Below are 13,199 nucleotides of genomic sequence, written 5' to 3' on the forward strand. Positions count from 1 at the left end.
TCGCTGGCCGCGGGCCTCGCCCTCAGGGCGGGGTCAGCTGTTGGCGTAGGCGTAGACCGCCAGGAAGGCAACAGCGAATATCGGTATGAGCAGGAGGTCGCTGGGCGAGTAGAAGGCCTCGGCGTACCAGAAGGCTGAGAAGGTGAGGAGCATGGCTGAGACGAAGTTCTTGAGGAGGGCCACCCTTATCCTGAGTATGTTCTGCTTCAGGAAGTAGGCGAGCACCGCAACCAGGGCCACGCCCACGGCGAAGCCGAGGGCGGCGGAGGCGTAGCTCTCCGGCAGCAGTGCAAGTATAACAATGGCCGCCTCGAGGGCCTCCGTGGCGCCCACGCTGAAGGCGGTGGCGGCCAGCCCCCTGCCCTCCGAGAGCTCCGAGGCCACGGATGTCGTGGCCCCCTTCCTCGACCTCAGCACGGTCCTCCTCGTGCTCCTGGCCAGCCGGAGGCCGAAGTACAGGAGGAGGGTTGCTGAGAACAGGCGGACGTAGGTCACGGGCACCTCCTCTATGACCTTGCCCGCCACGAACGTGGGCACCAGCACCAGGGCCTCGCCGGCAACCATGGCGCCGAAGGACGCCAGCGCGCTCCTGAGCTCGGCGTAGACTGCAACCCCAACCGCTGCTGCCTCGGAGAGCTCGAGCAGGGTTATGCCGAGGGCGGCCAGGGCCACTCCAGGGTCTATCAACCCCTACCCCAGACGCTCAAGCCTCAAGTCTTTTTTAAGCGTTAGCCAGCCTCCCGTCAAACTCTATCCTGAGCCCCCTCAGCGCCCTCATAACCGAGTCCCTGTAGGCCTCAACCCTCTCCCTGGGCACCCTGGCCTCGGCCTGCTTAAGCACCAGGTCCTCAACCACCGCGTACTTCTTGTATGTCTCGTTAAGCCTCCTCCAGTCTATGCCCTTCAGGGCCTGCTCCACCTCAGGGTCCCTCTTTATCACGCCGGCGAGCATGAGGACTGATATTATGGGGTAGCCCACGTAGCCCCTCAGCTTAGTGCCGTTGTCGTCGCTGTACGCCCTGAAGTGGTCCCCCTCCTTAACTACCTTGACGTGGTACCTCCTGTCGCCCTCGCTGCTGGTCACAACGGCCTCAAGGACGTCGGGGCTCACGGTGTTGAGCAGCTGCACCCTGCCGTCCGCTATGGCCCCTGCGGCCTCAAGCACCTTTATCCTCGGGGGCTGCCTGAGCGTCCCTGTCACCTATAAATACGTGGGCCCGGAAGCTATTAACCAGGAACGCCCTTGACTGAGGTCTGGGAGCTCCCCGGCTCAAGGTTTGACTCCTCCCCCAGGTCCATAGCGGTCATACCCATAGGCTCCGTGGAGAGGCACGGCGACCACCTGCCGCTGGGCACCGACGCCATAGAGGCCGCGTGGGTCGCCCAGAGGGTGGCCGACGCCTTAGGCGCCGACCTCTTCCCAACCATATGGTACGGCGTGTCGCCTGCCCTGGCCAGGTTCCCAGGGACGATAAACGTGGAGACTGACGCCTTCATTGCCTATGTGAGGAGCGTCCTGAAGGAGATAGCCAGGAACGGCTACAGGCTCATAGTGATAATAAACGGGCACGGGGGCAACACTACAGCCATAAGGGTGGCAATGAAGGACGCGGCCTACAGCACCGGGGCTACCTTCGTGATGTTCGACTGGTGGAGGGACGCCGGCAGGGAGGCGCTGAGGCAGCTCTTCACGAGCCCGGGCCACGCCGGCGAGGACGAGACCAGCGCCATGCTCTACATAGACGGGGCCCACGTAGACATGTCGGCCGCCAGGGCCTACCCAAGCGGCTGGAGCCCCAGCAGCGAGGGGGAGGCGAGGGACCTGAAGTCCATGAGGAACTCGATGATATACGTCCAGGGGGTGGCCGTGGAGTCCCAGGCGGTGGACCAGGCGCTCTACCCCTACGCGGTCCTCGGCGACCCCACAAAGGCCTCGGCCGACAGGGGGGCAAAGTGGCTTGAGGCAGTCGTCAGCGAGATAGTGGACAGGGTCAGGGGGCTTGCGGGCACCCTTGGTGTGCTTCCTCCCCGCCCCTGAACATGCCAGTTATCACGTAGGCGGCGGCCACGGCAAGGAAGGCTAGGGCGAGCTCCATTATGGTCACCGGGTTTATCTGCTGCTGGGTTATCGAGCTCGCCACCATCTCCCTCACTATAACTATCATGGCCACCTCCACTATGCTCCGTATTGATATGTAGCCCTCCCTCACGCTTATGACTATGGTCCTCATGAGGTCGGCCGCCAGGAGCATAATAATTACAAGGTCCACCATGCTGAGTATCGTCACGTGGGCCGCGGCCGCGTTGCCAGAGGAGAGCTGGGCCGAGGCAGCCTCGACCTCCACCAGGAGGTTCCAGAGCGAGAGGACCATGACCACTATTATTGCCAGGGCTATGAGGAGCTCCACCGCCAGCAGGAGGAGCCTTGAGGTCCTTCCAAGGCTTGCTGACAATAAATTTCCCTGTGGGTCCTGGGCGGCCTGCAAATTAAAAAGGGTCACGGGTCCTTCATTATCTCCTGCAGCTTCTTCCTGGCCTCCTCCAGGGCCATGGGGTCGCTGGGCTTCGTTGTCTTGGGGTCGAACGGGTACTGGCTCATAACTAGCTTCACCTCGCCGTTCTCCAGCTGGGCGAAGAGCTGGGGGAGCCAGGCCATGCCAAGGTCGTCCTTGTCGCCGTAGGATATGGCGTAGACGTAGTCCTCCTTCTTGACCTCAAGCTCGACGTTGAGCTCCTTGGCCAGCTGCTGGGCCAGGTTCATCCAGTTCTTGTGCAGGGGGTGGAAGTCCTCCGTGTCGAGCACAAGCTTAACTACCTTGCCCAAGGCCTCTCGCCTGCCCCTCAGGGTGTCCGAGGGATTTTAAGCGTAGAGGTAAAGGCGTGGCCCAAGGCTTGGGCCCTCCTGGTAAAAACCATTTATTAGTGGTGTACACGGGACCCTGGGGTCAGGCTTGAAGGCCGTGGTCTTCGACTCCCACGGAGGCCCTGACGTGCTCCACGAGGCCGAGGTCCCTGACCCGAGGCCGGGCCCTGGGGAGGTGGTCGTCAGGGTCAGGTACACCTCGCTCAACAGGATAGACGCGCTGGTCCGCAGGGGCTACCCCGGCATAAAGGTGAAGCTCCCCCACATACTCGGCTCTGACGTCTCGGGCACTGTTGAGGAGGTCGGCGAGGGCGTCGACTTCCTGAGGGAGGGGCAGCAGGTGATAGCTGCCCCGGTTCACGGCTGCGGCCACTGCGAGTACTGCCTCACGGGCAGGGAGAACATGTGCAGGCTCTGGTCAATGCTCGGCTTCCAGGAGGACGGGTCGTACGCGGAGCTCGTCAAGGTGCCGGCCAGGGCCGTGATACCCGCCGAGGGTGACCCGGAGGAGCTGGGCGCCCTGCCCCTCTCCCTGTTGGTCGCCTACAGGTCGCTGGTGAGCGTGGCCAACGTCTCCAGGGGGCAGTACGTGCTCATATGGGGCGCGACCGGGGGCGTCGGCACGCTTGCCATACAGGTGGCCAAGGCCTTCGGGGCCAGGGTTATAGCAACGACCAGGAGCGAGGAGAAGGCGAAGGTGCTCAGGGAGGCGGGCGCCGACCTTATAGTTAACACGAGCGAGGAGGACGCGGTCTCAAGGGTCATGGAGTTCACCGACGGCCGCGGGGCTGACGTGGTGATAGACTATGTAGTGGGCACAACCCTCGACAAGAGCCTCGAGGCCCTGGCCATTGGGGGCACCGTAGTTGTCTTCGGCTACCTCGGGGGGCCTGTGAAGGAGATAAACTGGAACAGGTTTTACCTGAAGCACGCAAGGGTAGTCGGCACCCACACGGGGAGCCCGTGGGAGATGGCTAAGGCGTACCAGCTCTACGCCCAGGGCCTCGTGAGGCCAATAATAACTAGGAGGCTGGGCCTCTCCCAGGCGGCCGAGGCCCACAGGGTGATGGAGGAGGGCTCCCTGGCGGGCAAGCTGACCATGAAGGTCGACCTAGGCTAGGACCTTAACCATGAGTATGCCGTCCTCGTCGCCGTAGTACCTGGGGAGCCTCCTCGCCGGCCTGTAGCCGAACTTGAGGTAGAGGTTTATGGCAGGGTAGTTCGTCTCCCTGACCTCAAGCTTGACCGCCACCGCGCCCTCGCCCTTCAGAACCCTCTCAGCCTCGGCCAGGAGGGCCGACGCTATCCCCCTCCTCCTGAAGGCGGGCCTCACCGCCAGCGACGCCAGGTGCCCGACCCCCCTGCCCTCCACGTAGCCCAGGGCGTAGCCCGCGACCTCGCCGTCCTCCTCGGCCACTATCATGAATGAGCCCCTGAGGGAGAGGAGGTAATCAAAGGTCTCCGGCGTGTACCTCTGCCTTGGAGGGAAGCTCTCCTCCTCAACCCTCAGTATGGCCTCGATGTCCTCCGGCCTGTAGGGCCTCAGCCTGACCAAGCTGCCCCACGCCGCCCTGTTAGGCGGGGTTAAAGGCCTTGAGGCTTGGCACATAAGTGCGCCTTGGAGTTAGCGGTTGAGTCAGGGCAGGGCGCGGGGCAGCGAGAGGGCCACAAGGTAAGTCACGGTCAGCGCGAGCACCGTGTAAAACCTGAACTTCACTGCGGTGCTCAGCTGGACCCTCACGACGCCGACCACTATGAGCGTGGAGTAGATGGCCATCGGCGCGACGGCGAGGCTCAGGAGGCCCCAGGGCCACACCATGAAGGCCGGGAGGAGAAGCGAGGTGAAGACCAGGGCCGCGTACAGCGCTGAGGCGGCCCTCATGCCTACTCTGACGGGCAGGGTCCTCACCCCGTGGGCCTTGTCCCACTCGTAGTCCCTCATGTTGTCAGCCAGGAGGACGGACGTGGTTATGATTGACGGAGGCAGCGAGAGGGCCACCTCCCTGAGGGACAGCACGCCTGAGACGGCGTAGGCGGTGCCCACAACCATGATGATGCCCATCAGGAGCACGTCTATCTCCCCTACGCCGCCGTACTTGAAGCCGCGAGGGGCGGGGTAAAGGAAAAGCAGGGGGGAGCCCAGGGCCAGGAACAGCGGGAGCAGCGGCCTGTTGAGCAGAAACGTCGCCAGGGCCACTGTCGCTGAGCCAGTGCCGAAGAGGGCCAGGCTGTAGTTCCTCAGCTGGCCCACGCTCATGCCCAGCGAGTAGAAGCCGTGGGGGTTATAGGTGATCCTCGGCGCTCCGGGCATGTCAACGCCCCTGAGGGTGTCCATGTAATCGTCGAACACGTTCTCAGCCGCGAGGAAGAGCGAGAGGCCCACGGCGGCCACCAGCGTCACTGCAGCCCCTGCTATGGTGAAGCCGGTGTAGAGCCTCATGGCTATGACGCCGCCCGTCAGCGCGAGGGAGACGCTCGAGAGGAGGGCGCACGGCCTCGTGGCCAGGAAGTACCTCCTTAGGCCTTCCCTCAGGCCTCCCTTCAAGCCGACACCCATATTACACCACTAAAGAGTTGTGTAAAAAAGCTTTCATAAAAAGCTGATTATAATGTCGCCGCCTGCCTTCGCTAAGCGTTAATAGCGGCCCAAAAACCGTTGACGTGGGCGGCGCCTTGGACGTCGTGGCGGTCGACGTAGGAGGCACCTTTACGGACGTGATATACGTTGACAGCTCCGGCTCCGTGAGGCTCTCCAAGGTGCCGACGACTCCCAGGAGGCCCGAGGATGGGGTCGTCAGCGGCGTCCGCTCCGTCTCCCCCTCGGGGACCTTCGAGGTGCTGCACGCCACCACTATAGCAACCAACGCCCTCCTCGGCCAGGTGAGGCTCGAGCTCCCAAGGACGGCCCTGTTGACCACGAGGGGCTTCAGGGACGTAATAGAGATAGGGAGGCAGGCGAGGCCAAGGCTCTACGACCTCCTCTTCACCAAGCCGAGGCCGCTGGTGCCGAGGGAGCTCAGGTTTGAGGTGGACGAGAGGACCCTCAGCGACGGCACCGTGGTCAAGGAGGTCAGCGAGCCCGAGCTCGACGAGGTGGCCTCAAGGATGGAGTCCATGGGGGTCGAGGCCGTGGCCATAAGCTTCATCAACAGCTACGCCAACCCCTCCAACGAGGCCAGGGCCAGGGACCTACTGTCGAGGAGGTTCGCTTACGTCACTGCCTCCCACGAGGTCGCCATGGAGCCCAGGGAGTACGAGAGGACCTCAACAGCCGTGATCAACGCGGCCCTGAGGCCCATAGTCTCAAGGTACCTCTCGTCGCTGCGGTCATCGCTGGGCTCCATGGGCGCCTCCTCGCTGTCGGTTATGTCGAGCGCCGGGGGGCTTGTAGACGTCGAGGAGGCGGCCCTGAGGCCCGTGCAGCTGATAGAGTCCGGCCCCGCCGCGGGGGCGATAGCGGCCTCGTGGCTTGCCAGGGAGCTGAAGGTGGGCAGCGCCATAGGCTTCGACATGGGCGGCACCACGGCCAAGGCAAGCTCCATAGTGGGCGGCGAGGTCCAGGTCACAACTGAGTACGAGGTCGGGGGCGAGGCGCACCACGGCAGGGTGGTCAAGGGCTCAGGCTACCCGGTCAGGTTCCCTTTCGTTGACCTTGCTGAGGTCTCGGCCGGGGGAGGGACCATAATATGGAGGGACGAGGCGGGGGCCCTCAGGGTCGGCCCGCTGAGCGCGGGGGCAGACCCGGGGCCGGCGTCATACGGAAGGGGAGGCTCGCAGCCCACCATAACTGACGCCAACCTCGTGCTTGGCAGGCTCGGCACCTCCCTCGCAGGGGGCGCCGTGGAGCTCAGGCCGGAGCTCGCGGCCCAGGCCCTCTCAAGGCTTGGGGACCCCGAGGGCGTCGCCCAGGAGGCCCTGGAGCTGGCCACAGTTGAGATGGCCAGGGCCGTGAGGCTGGTAACTGTTGAGAGGGGCCTGGACCCCTCGGGCATGACGTTAATTGCCTTCGGCGGGGCCGGCCCCCAGGTGGCGGCGGAGCTCGCGGACGAGATGGGGGTCAGCAGGGTCCTCGTGCCCCCTGACCCGGGCCTCTTCTCAGCCCTTGGCCTCCTGGTCGCCGACTCAAAGTACGAGGCCAGGCTCCCGTTCCCGAGGGACCTGGAGGCGGCCTTTGAGGGCCTCGAGGCCTCCCTGGCCAGGAGGCTCGGCAGGGTGGACCACTTCATCAGGCTCCTCGACGTGAGGTACAGCGGCCAGGGCTGGGAGCTCACCATAAGGGCCCCGGCGGACCTCTCGCCCGCCTCGGTCAGGGAGGAGTTCGACAGGGCCCACGAGGCGGCCTACGGCTTCACCTTAGACAGGCCGATAGAGGTGGTCGCCGCCAGGGTCTTCGCAGTTATCTCCAGGCCAAAGCCCAGGCTCAGGGGGCCGCCGAGGGAGGGGGAGCCGAGGCCCGTGGCCCAGAGGAGGGCCTGGATAGGCGGCAGCTGGGACGAGGTCCCCATATACAGGAGGGAGTCCCTGCCCCAGGGCTTCAGGCTGAGGGGGCCGGCGGTGGTGGAGGAGTACAGCTCGACCACAGCTGTGCCCAGGGGGTGGACGCTCGAGGTAGGCCCCATGGGAGTCCTGGAGCTGAGGCGGTGATCAATGGTAAGCTGGGAGGTAGTGCACAGGGCCACGGTGTTCATAGCGGAGGAGATGGGGGTCGCCCTGAGGAGGTCCGCCCTGTCGCCCAACATAAGGGAGAGAGCCGACCACAGCTGCGCCGTTGTCGACAGTGACGGCAACATAGTGGCCCAGGCCGAGCACATACCAGTCCACCTGGGCTCCCTCAGGGTCGGCGTCAGGAACCTGCTCAGGGCCATGGAGTCCGAGGGCGTGGAGCTCGGGGAGGGCGACGTAGTGGTCTCTAACGACCCCTACATAACTGGGACCCACCTCAACGACGTAACCGTTATCTCGCCGGTCTACGTGGACGGCAGGCTCGAGGGCTACGTTGTCAACAAGGCACACCACGTTGACGTTGGAGGGCCGGCGTTCGGCAGCATAAACCCTGACGCCAGGACGATATACGAGGAGGGCCTCGTAGTTCCTCCAGTGAAGATAGTCGAGGGGGGCAGGCTGAGGGATGACATTCTGAGGCTCTACCTGGCAAACGTGAAGTACCCTGAGGCCTCGGAGGGTGACCTGAGGGCGCAGCTGGCGGCCCTGAGGGTCGGGGCCTCAAGGGTCAGGGAGCTGATGGACAGGTACGGCAGGGGCGCCGTCAGGGAGGGCTGGGCCAGGTCGATTGAGTACGCGAGGGAGCTCGCCTCATCCGAGATATCGTCGTGGCCCGAGGGCACGTACAGGGCCTCTGACGTGCTTGAGGTGGGCCCGGGCGAGGGGGACATGGTTAACATAAGCGCGGAGGTCAGCGTCTCGAGGGGGAGGGCGAGGGTCTCACTTAACGCCCCTGGGCAGCTCCAGAGGCCAGTCAACGCAGTCCTTGGGGTGACCTACGCAGCCTCCTCGTTTGCCATAAGGTCCCTCATGAGGGCTGACGTGCCCGTCAACGAGGGGCTCTACTCGACCATAGAGGTGGAGGCGCCGGAGGGCTCAATGCTGAACGCCAGGCCCCCAGCCCCGGTCGCGGCCGGAAACCTTGAGGTCAGCCAGAGGGTCGTAGACGTTATACTCCTGGCCATGTCAGCGGCCCTGCCGGACAGGGTGCCGGCGGCCTCCTCAGGCACCATGATGAACGTCATGCTGGGCGGCGTTGACCCCAGGACGGGGAGGACGTGGGCCTACTACGAGACAATAGGCGGCGGCAGCGGGGCGAGGCCCAATGGCGACGGCGTCCCTGCAGTTCACAACAACATGACCAACACCATGAACACCCCCATAGAGGTCGCGGAGGCCTCGTACCCGGTGGTGTTCACGTCGTACAGGGTAAGGGAGGGCAGCGGGGGAGCCGGCAAATACAGGGGAGGCGACGGCATAGTGAGGTCCTTCAAGGTCACCGCCCCGGCGAGGCTCTCAATAATAGCAAGCAGGTTCAGGTCAAGGCCGTGGGGGCTCAGGGGAGGCCTGCCGGGCGCCCCTGCCAGGGTCACAATAGTGAGGGCCTCGGGCAGGGCTGAGGAGGTCGTGCCCTTCTCCACCGTTGACCTTGGCCCCGGCGACGAGGTAATCATTGAGACGCCCGGGGGAGGCGGCTACGGGAGCCCCTAGGCCTGAGGGGCCCGCCTGGGCCTCCTGGGCATCACATGCAGCAGGGCCAGGGCTAGGGCAGCTATGGCCAGGGCGAGCCCAGCCACAGCAACAGCCGTGGCCCTGGCGAGCGACGACGCCTGCGACGACAGCCTGCTGCCCTGGGCGCTGACCGACGACGACAGCTGGAGGAGCTGGGAGCGCAGTGCGGTGTAGTTTCCGCCTATCCACGAGGACAGCCTCGAGGCCTCGGCCTCCTGGTACGACATGAGCTGCGTCACGTTCTGCCTGAGCCCTGTTATGTTTGCCTCAGCCACTGAAAGGGCCCTGCCCAGCGACGACACGTTAGACTCAAGCGCGCTGACGAGCTCGGCCTCAGCTGTGACGTTAGACCTCACCTGGGAGGCCAGCGACCTGAACTCGCCGACTACATAGCCCGCCTGGCTGACAGCGGAGTTGGCCTCCTGCAGCATGGCCTTGGCGTACGCCAGGGAGGCGTTGATGGCGTACCCTAGGGCCGTCACGTTGGCCCTCAGCCCCTCCAGGCGCTGCCACGCGGCCGTGAGGTTCTCCATGGTCTGGTAGAGCTGGCCCTGAAGCAGGCTTACGTTGAACCTAACGCCTGACAGCTCGTCGCTCAGGCGCCCCAGGTCGCCCAGGAGCTCCTCCCTGACGAGGCTCACGTTCTCCATGGCCTGGGAGAAGTAGTCAGCCACGAGCGACTGGAGGTAGCCCACGGCCTCCCTAACGTAGGCTGGGACCACCACGCTGACCCTCGACCCGGGGCCCACGGCAAGGCCGCTCACGTTGGACCAGAGCATGGTGAGGCTGGAGTTCACCAGGACGACGCGGCCGAGGCGGCTGTAGGCGAGGGTCACGTTGGAGTCGACTATCACCAGGACGCCATAGGAGCTGGAGTAAAGGATAGTCACGTTGCTGCCAACTATGTAGTCAGTCCCCGCGAACACGTCGTTGTAGAGGGCGCCGCTGAAGGTCATGTTCACGTCGTCAAAGTACGAGTTCACGGGGTAGAACTGGCCGGCTCCCAGGGTCCTGTTGAAATAGTAGTACACGGGCACCTCAATTACCTGAGTTTCCACGGGGGCCAGCTGCGAGTAGACCCCCTGGCCGTAGACCTCGATGTCCCAGGCCTGGGGCTGCCCTGAGCTAATGCCGTCAAGGCTCCCGTTGCTCCAGGGCAGCGTCACCGTGGCCTCCCACAGGCCCAGGGTGGAGTTGAACTCCATGGGAAGGGAGGCCGAGGGGCCCCCGCTGGCAGGCCTCACGGAGAGGGTGAAGTAGCCCAGCCTCGCCGGGGTCCCGTTGAGGTAGGTCACGTTGGCGTAGACCCTGATGGGCTGCCCCATCATCGAGTACGCCGGCGCCTTAAGGGTAGCCCTCAGCGGCGGGGACACGTAGACGTAGCCATAGGTGACGCCCTCCACTGCCCCCAGCTCGGCGGAGCTGTAGTTGGTCTCAACTATGACGGCGTAGTAGCCCTGGCCCACGTAGCTGGGCAGCCCCACGCAGCCCCAGTACTCCCCGAGGGCGGAGTTGTAGTAGACGTAGGCCTGGTAGAAGGTGGACACCAGGCCGCTGCTGTTGGAGGCCAGGTAAACTGTGACGTTGCTCCCGCGCTCAATCATGGCCGAGGCCTCAGGCCCCGCCTCAGCAGGGGCTTTCAGGGAGACTGTGAAGTAGAGGCAGCTCCCCGGCGAAGGGGCGTAGCCCCCCGCGGCCTCGGGCGAGTAGCCCACGGCCACCAGGGGTCCTGAGACCAGGGGCAGCGACGCGAAGGCGGGCGGCCGGGCCTCGACAACGTAGTAGCCCGGCAGCCTAACTTCAATTGAGCCCCCTGGCGCTGTCCCCTCAAGCGCGTAGGTGTTGTTGTTATAGCAGTAGTAGAGGACGTCAAACAGCGGCGGCACATTAACCGGGGTCCCGTTGAGCTCGACCACCTCATAACTCATGCCGAGGGGGCCCAAGTGGGGTCCCGGGCTCAGGTTGAGGTCCTCCACGAAGTAGCCAATGAAGGCCTCGCACTCGTAGATCCCCCAGGTGCCGTTGTACCTGGCCTCAACTGCTATCATTGCGGGCCCCGAGGCGTTGGCCGGCACAGTGACAGAGGCCCTCCAGAGGCCGGCCGAGTAGCTCATAGGTACGACCTCGACCACCCCCTGCTGCGCGGTCTCTATGTAGAGGTTCACGAAGCCCGAGGAGACAGTCTCGTTATAATAGGTCACAGAGGCGACCACGCTGAGCCTCTGGCCAGGCAGCAGCTCGGGCCCCTGAGGGCTCAGGCTCGCCGAGACCAGCAGCCTGGGCACGGTGCAGTTTATCGCCCTCAGGAGGGACCCGTTGGCGAGCCACCTGGCCAGCTGGCCCGCGTTTACAGCGCCCAGGCCGTTGAGCACGCTGTAGCCGCGACCGGCGAGCCACGGGAAGCTGTAGCCAGGGTAGGCCTGCTCAAAGGCTGACCTCGTGGACTCGTTGCACGGGGTCCCCCTGTACATGAGGTACAGCGTGGGCGCTATGAGGCCGAGCCTGTGGCCCACGTAGCCCTCAACGTCGGCCAGCTCGCCTGCCACCACTGCAGCTGCCAGCCCGTTGCCCCAGGCGGAGCCCTTGCCGGAGGCGGTGACCACGCTCAGCCCCGTGGCCGGGCTGGCGTCTGCCACCACGTCAGGCGAGCTCCTGCCGTGGGGGAAGCCCTGGGGAGGCGCTTGCCTCAGCAGGCCCTGCCACCACGGCATCGGCTCAACCCCGCTGACCCCGGCCTGGCTGCCCAGGTCGCCCTCAGCTGACCAGGAGGACTGGGCCGTCAGGTTGCCTGAGACAAATGACATGGAGCCCCCCACTGAGAGCACCCACGGCGACGACGCCGGGTAGTAGAGCGAGCCCAGGGGCCCGTAGGGGTAGAGGCTTCCGTTGTTTCCAGTGGGCGCTACAAAGGTTATCCCCTCGGCGGCCCCAAGGGCGAAGTAGACGTCTGCCAGGTAGAAGTTGAAGAGGTAGAAGCCGTAGCCCAGGTAGTTGACAAGGCCCTCGGGGGCCCCGAAGGGAATCAGGACTACCGGCGTCGCGTTCAGCTGGTCCACCTCTGCGGCTATAGCCGAGAGGGGGAGCCCCTGCCAGGCAGCATATATTACAATTGGGGAGCCCGGGGCCATGGAGTGCACTGCCTCGGCCAGGGCCTCGGCCTCCTCGGCCCACCCGGAGTAGAGCCCCAGGTTAGGGTCATAGGGGCCTACGGGCACATATGACACCGAGGCCCCCGGCAGCCCGTAGGCGGCGTCGAAGGCCCTCAGCTCGTCCTCAAGCAGGGGGTCGCCGTAGTAAGTCACTATGCCGACGGGCACCCCGGAGCCCGTCATGTTGCCAACGCCGTATGCCTCCCTGAGCTCGCCCGGCCCGACGCCCTGAAGGCCTGAGGTCAGGCCAAGGGGCTGGAGCGTGAAGTTCGAGGCGTATACGTAGCCCATGCCCGGCACGTATGAGGCGTAGACGAAGTACTCACGGCCCATGTAGCTGAAGTACCTGGCCTGGCCGCCGAAGTCCTCCTCGAGCTGCCCGAGGCGGGCCCCGAAGAGTATCATGGAGCCCTCCAGGACGCCCAGCACCCTGAAGCCCATGCCCTGCAGCAGGGAGGCGTTGCCGCTCACCTGGGACGGAGGGGGGAGCACCAGGGAGAGCATGGTCGAGTTCATCAGGTGGCCGTAGAGGGGGTTGCCCGGCGTCGACGAGGCCTCGGCGTAGAGGAAGACGAGGTCCAGGTCCCTGAGGGGCACGTAAAGCACGGCCACCGTCTCGGGCCCCTGGGACGAGGCCACTGGCAGCGAGGGAATCGCTGAGATCACCATGAGGGCCACGAGCGCCAGGACCAGCCCCTTGGCCAAGTTCATGGGCTGCACCGAATGTTATGACGAGGAACAAATGTAATAAGGGTTAGCCTCCTTTCCTTTAGCCCGCCAAGGCTAGGGCTTGGCCTACTTTAATACCGTTTAGGCCGCGCCTGCATACACGATAAAATACTTTTAACCATCCCATGTTAACACGTAGAGACAGAAAGGGGTTTCCTTTGGACGCAGCTGTGGAGGTCAGGGGCTGAGGGCTGGCTACTTAACCGAGGACGGCGGCTACGTCA

The 13,199-nt window shown here is 64.6% G+C and carries 11 protein-coding genes; 4 read left to right on the forward strand and 7 right to left on the reverse strand.

The window, feature by feature from the left end:
• Nucleotides 1-33: 33 nt before the first annotated feature.
• Both ACZ5OO_RS07405 and ACZ5OO_RS07410 read right to left on the reverse strand, forming a co-directional pair.
• Nucleotides 34-687: a hypothetical protein gene (locus tag ACZ5OO_RS07405; RefSeq protein WP_464078144.1), complete on the reverse strand. Its 654-nt coding sequence runs from the start codon at nt 685-687 to the stop codon at nt 34-36.
• Between the two features lie 34 nt (nt 688-721).
• Entirely contained in the window at nt 722-1,201 is a 480-nt protein-coding gene (locus ACZ5OO_RS07410) for a hypothetical protein (protein WP_464078145.1), read from the reverse strand.
• Between the two features lie 42 nt (nt 1,202-1,243).
• Between ACZ5OO_RS07410 and ACZ5OO_RS07415 the strand changes: the two genes are divergently transcribed.
• Nucleotides 1,244-2,038 carry a creatininase family protein gene (locus tag ACZ5OO_RS07415; protein WP_013266546.1) on the forward strand — a complete coding sequence of 265 codons (795 nt, stop codon included), beginning with the start codon at nt 1,244-1,246 and terminating at the stop codon, nt 2,036-2,038.
• Here the strand turns inward: ACZ5OO_RS07415 and ACZ5OO_RS07420 are convergent.
• Nucleotides 1,992-2,453: a phosphate-starvation-inducible PsiE family protein gene (locus ACZ5OO_RS07420; RefSeq protein WP_464078146.1), complete on the reverse strand. Its 462-nt coding sequence runs from the start codon at nt 2,451-2,453 to the stop codon at nt 1,992-1,994. The two genes, ACZ5OO_RS07415 and ACZ5OO_RS07420, sit on opposite strands and share 47 nt — an antisense overlap.
• A 44-nt stretch (nt 2,454-2,497) precedes the next feature.
• Nucleotides 2,498-2,824 carry a hypothetical protein gene (locus tag ACZ5OO_RS07425; RefSeq protein ID WP_013266548.1) on the reverse strand — a complete coding sequence of 109 codons (327 nt, stop codon included), beginning with the start codon at nt 2,822-2,824 and terminating at the stop codon, nt 2,498-2,500.
• A gap of 136 nt (nt 2,825-2,960) precedes the next feature.
• On the opposite strand from ACZ5OO_RS07425, the gene ACZ5OO_RS07430 reads away from it, so the two are divergent.
• Nucleotides 2,961-3,983 (forward strand): zinc-binding dehydrogenase, encoded by a 1,023-nt coding sequence (locus ACZ5OO_RS07430; RefSeq protein ID WP_464078576.1) that lies wholly within the window; start codon nt 2,961-2,963, stop codon nt 3,981-3,983.
• Here ACZ5OO_RS07430 and ACZ5OO_RS07435 read toward each other — a convergent pair.
• Together ACZ5OO_RS07435 and ACZ5OO_RS07440 are read right to left on the reverse strand one after the other, a co-directional pair.
• On the reverse strand, nt 3,975-4,418 hold the full coding sequence (locus tag ACZ5OO_RS07435) for a GNAT family N-acetyltransferase (protein WP_048812770.1): 444 nt from the start codon (nt 4,416-4,418) through the stop codon (nt 3,975-3,977). The two genes, ACZ5OO_RS07430 and ACZ5OO_RS07435, sit on opposite strands and share 9 nt — an antisense overlap.
• Before the next feature lie 81 nt (nt 4,419-4,499).
• Nucleotides 4,500-5,420: a UbiA family prenyltransferase gene (locus ACZ5OO_RS07440; RefSeq protein ID WP_464078147.1), complete on the reverse strand. Its 921-nt coding sequence runs from the start codon at nt 5,418-5,420 to the stop codon at nt 4,500-4,502.
• 104 nt (nt 5,421-5,524) lie between these two features.
• On the opposite strand from ACZ5OO_RS07440, the gene ACZ5OO_RS07445 reads away from it, so the two are divergent.
• Nucleotides 5,525-7,507, forward strand: a complete 1,983-nt coding sequence (locus ACZ5OO_RS07445; protein ID WP_464078148.1) for a hydantoinase/oxoprolinase family protein — start codon at nt 5,525-5,527, stop codon at nt 7,505-7,507.
• Nucleotides 7,508-7,510: 3 nt separating this feature from the next.
• Complete coding sequence (locus ACZ5OO_RS07450) at nt 7,511-9,076, forward strand: hydantoinase B/oxoprolinase family protein (protein WP_464078149.1); 1,566 nt, start codon at nt 7,511-7,513, stop codon at nt 9,074-9,076.
• Here the strand turns inward: ACZ5OO_RS07450 and ACZ5OO_RS07455 are convergent.
• On the reverse strand, nt 9,073-12,957 hold the full coding sequence (locus tag ACZ5OO_RS07455) for a hypothetical protein (RefSeq protein WP_464078150.1): 3,885 nt from the start codon (nt 12,955-12,957) through the stop codon (nt 9,073-9,075). The genes ACZ5OO_RS07450 and ACZ5OO_RS07455 overlap by 4 nt on opposite strands.
• Nucleotides 12,958-13,199 lie beyond the last annotated feature (242 nt).

It is taken from the genome of Acidilobus aceticus, from assembly GCF_055392325.1.

Bases quoted from the DNA above. Each gene is read 5' to 3' on its own strand.
- ACZ5OO_RS07450 (WP_464078149.1), top strand. From the start codon at position 7,511: ATGGTAAGCTGGGAGGTAGTGCACAGGGCCACGGTGTTCATAGCGGAG.
- ACZ5OO_RS07440 (WP_464078147.1), bottom strand. From the start codon at position 5,420: ATGGGTGTCGGCTTGAAGGGAGGCCTGAGGGAAGGCCTAAGGAGGTAC.
- ACZ5OO_RS07455 (WP_464078150.1), bottom strand. From the start codon at position 12,957: ATGAACTTGGCCAAGGGGCTGGTCCTGGCGCTCGTGGCCCTCATGGTG.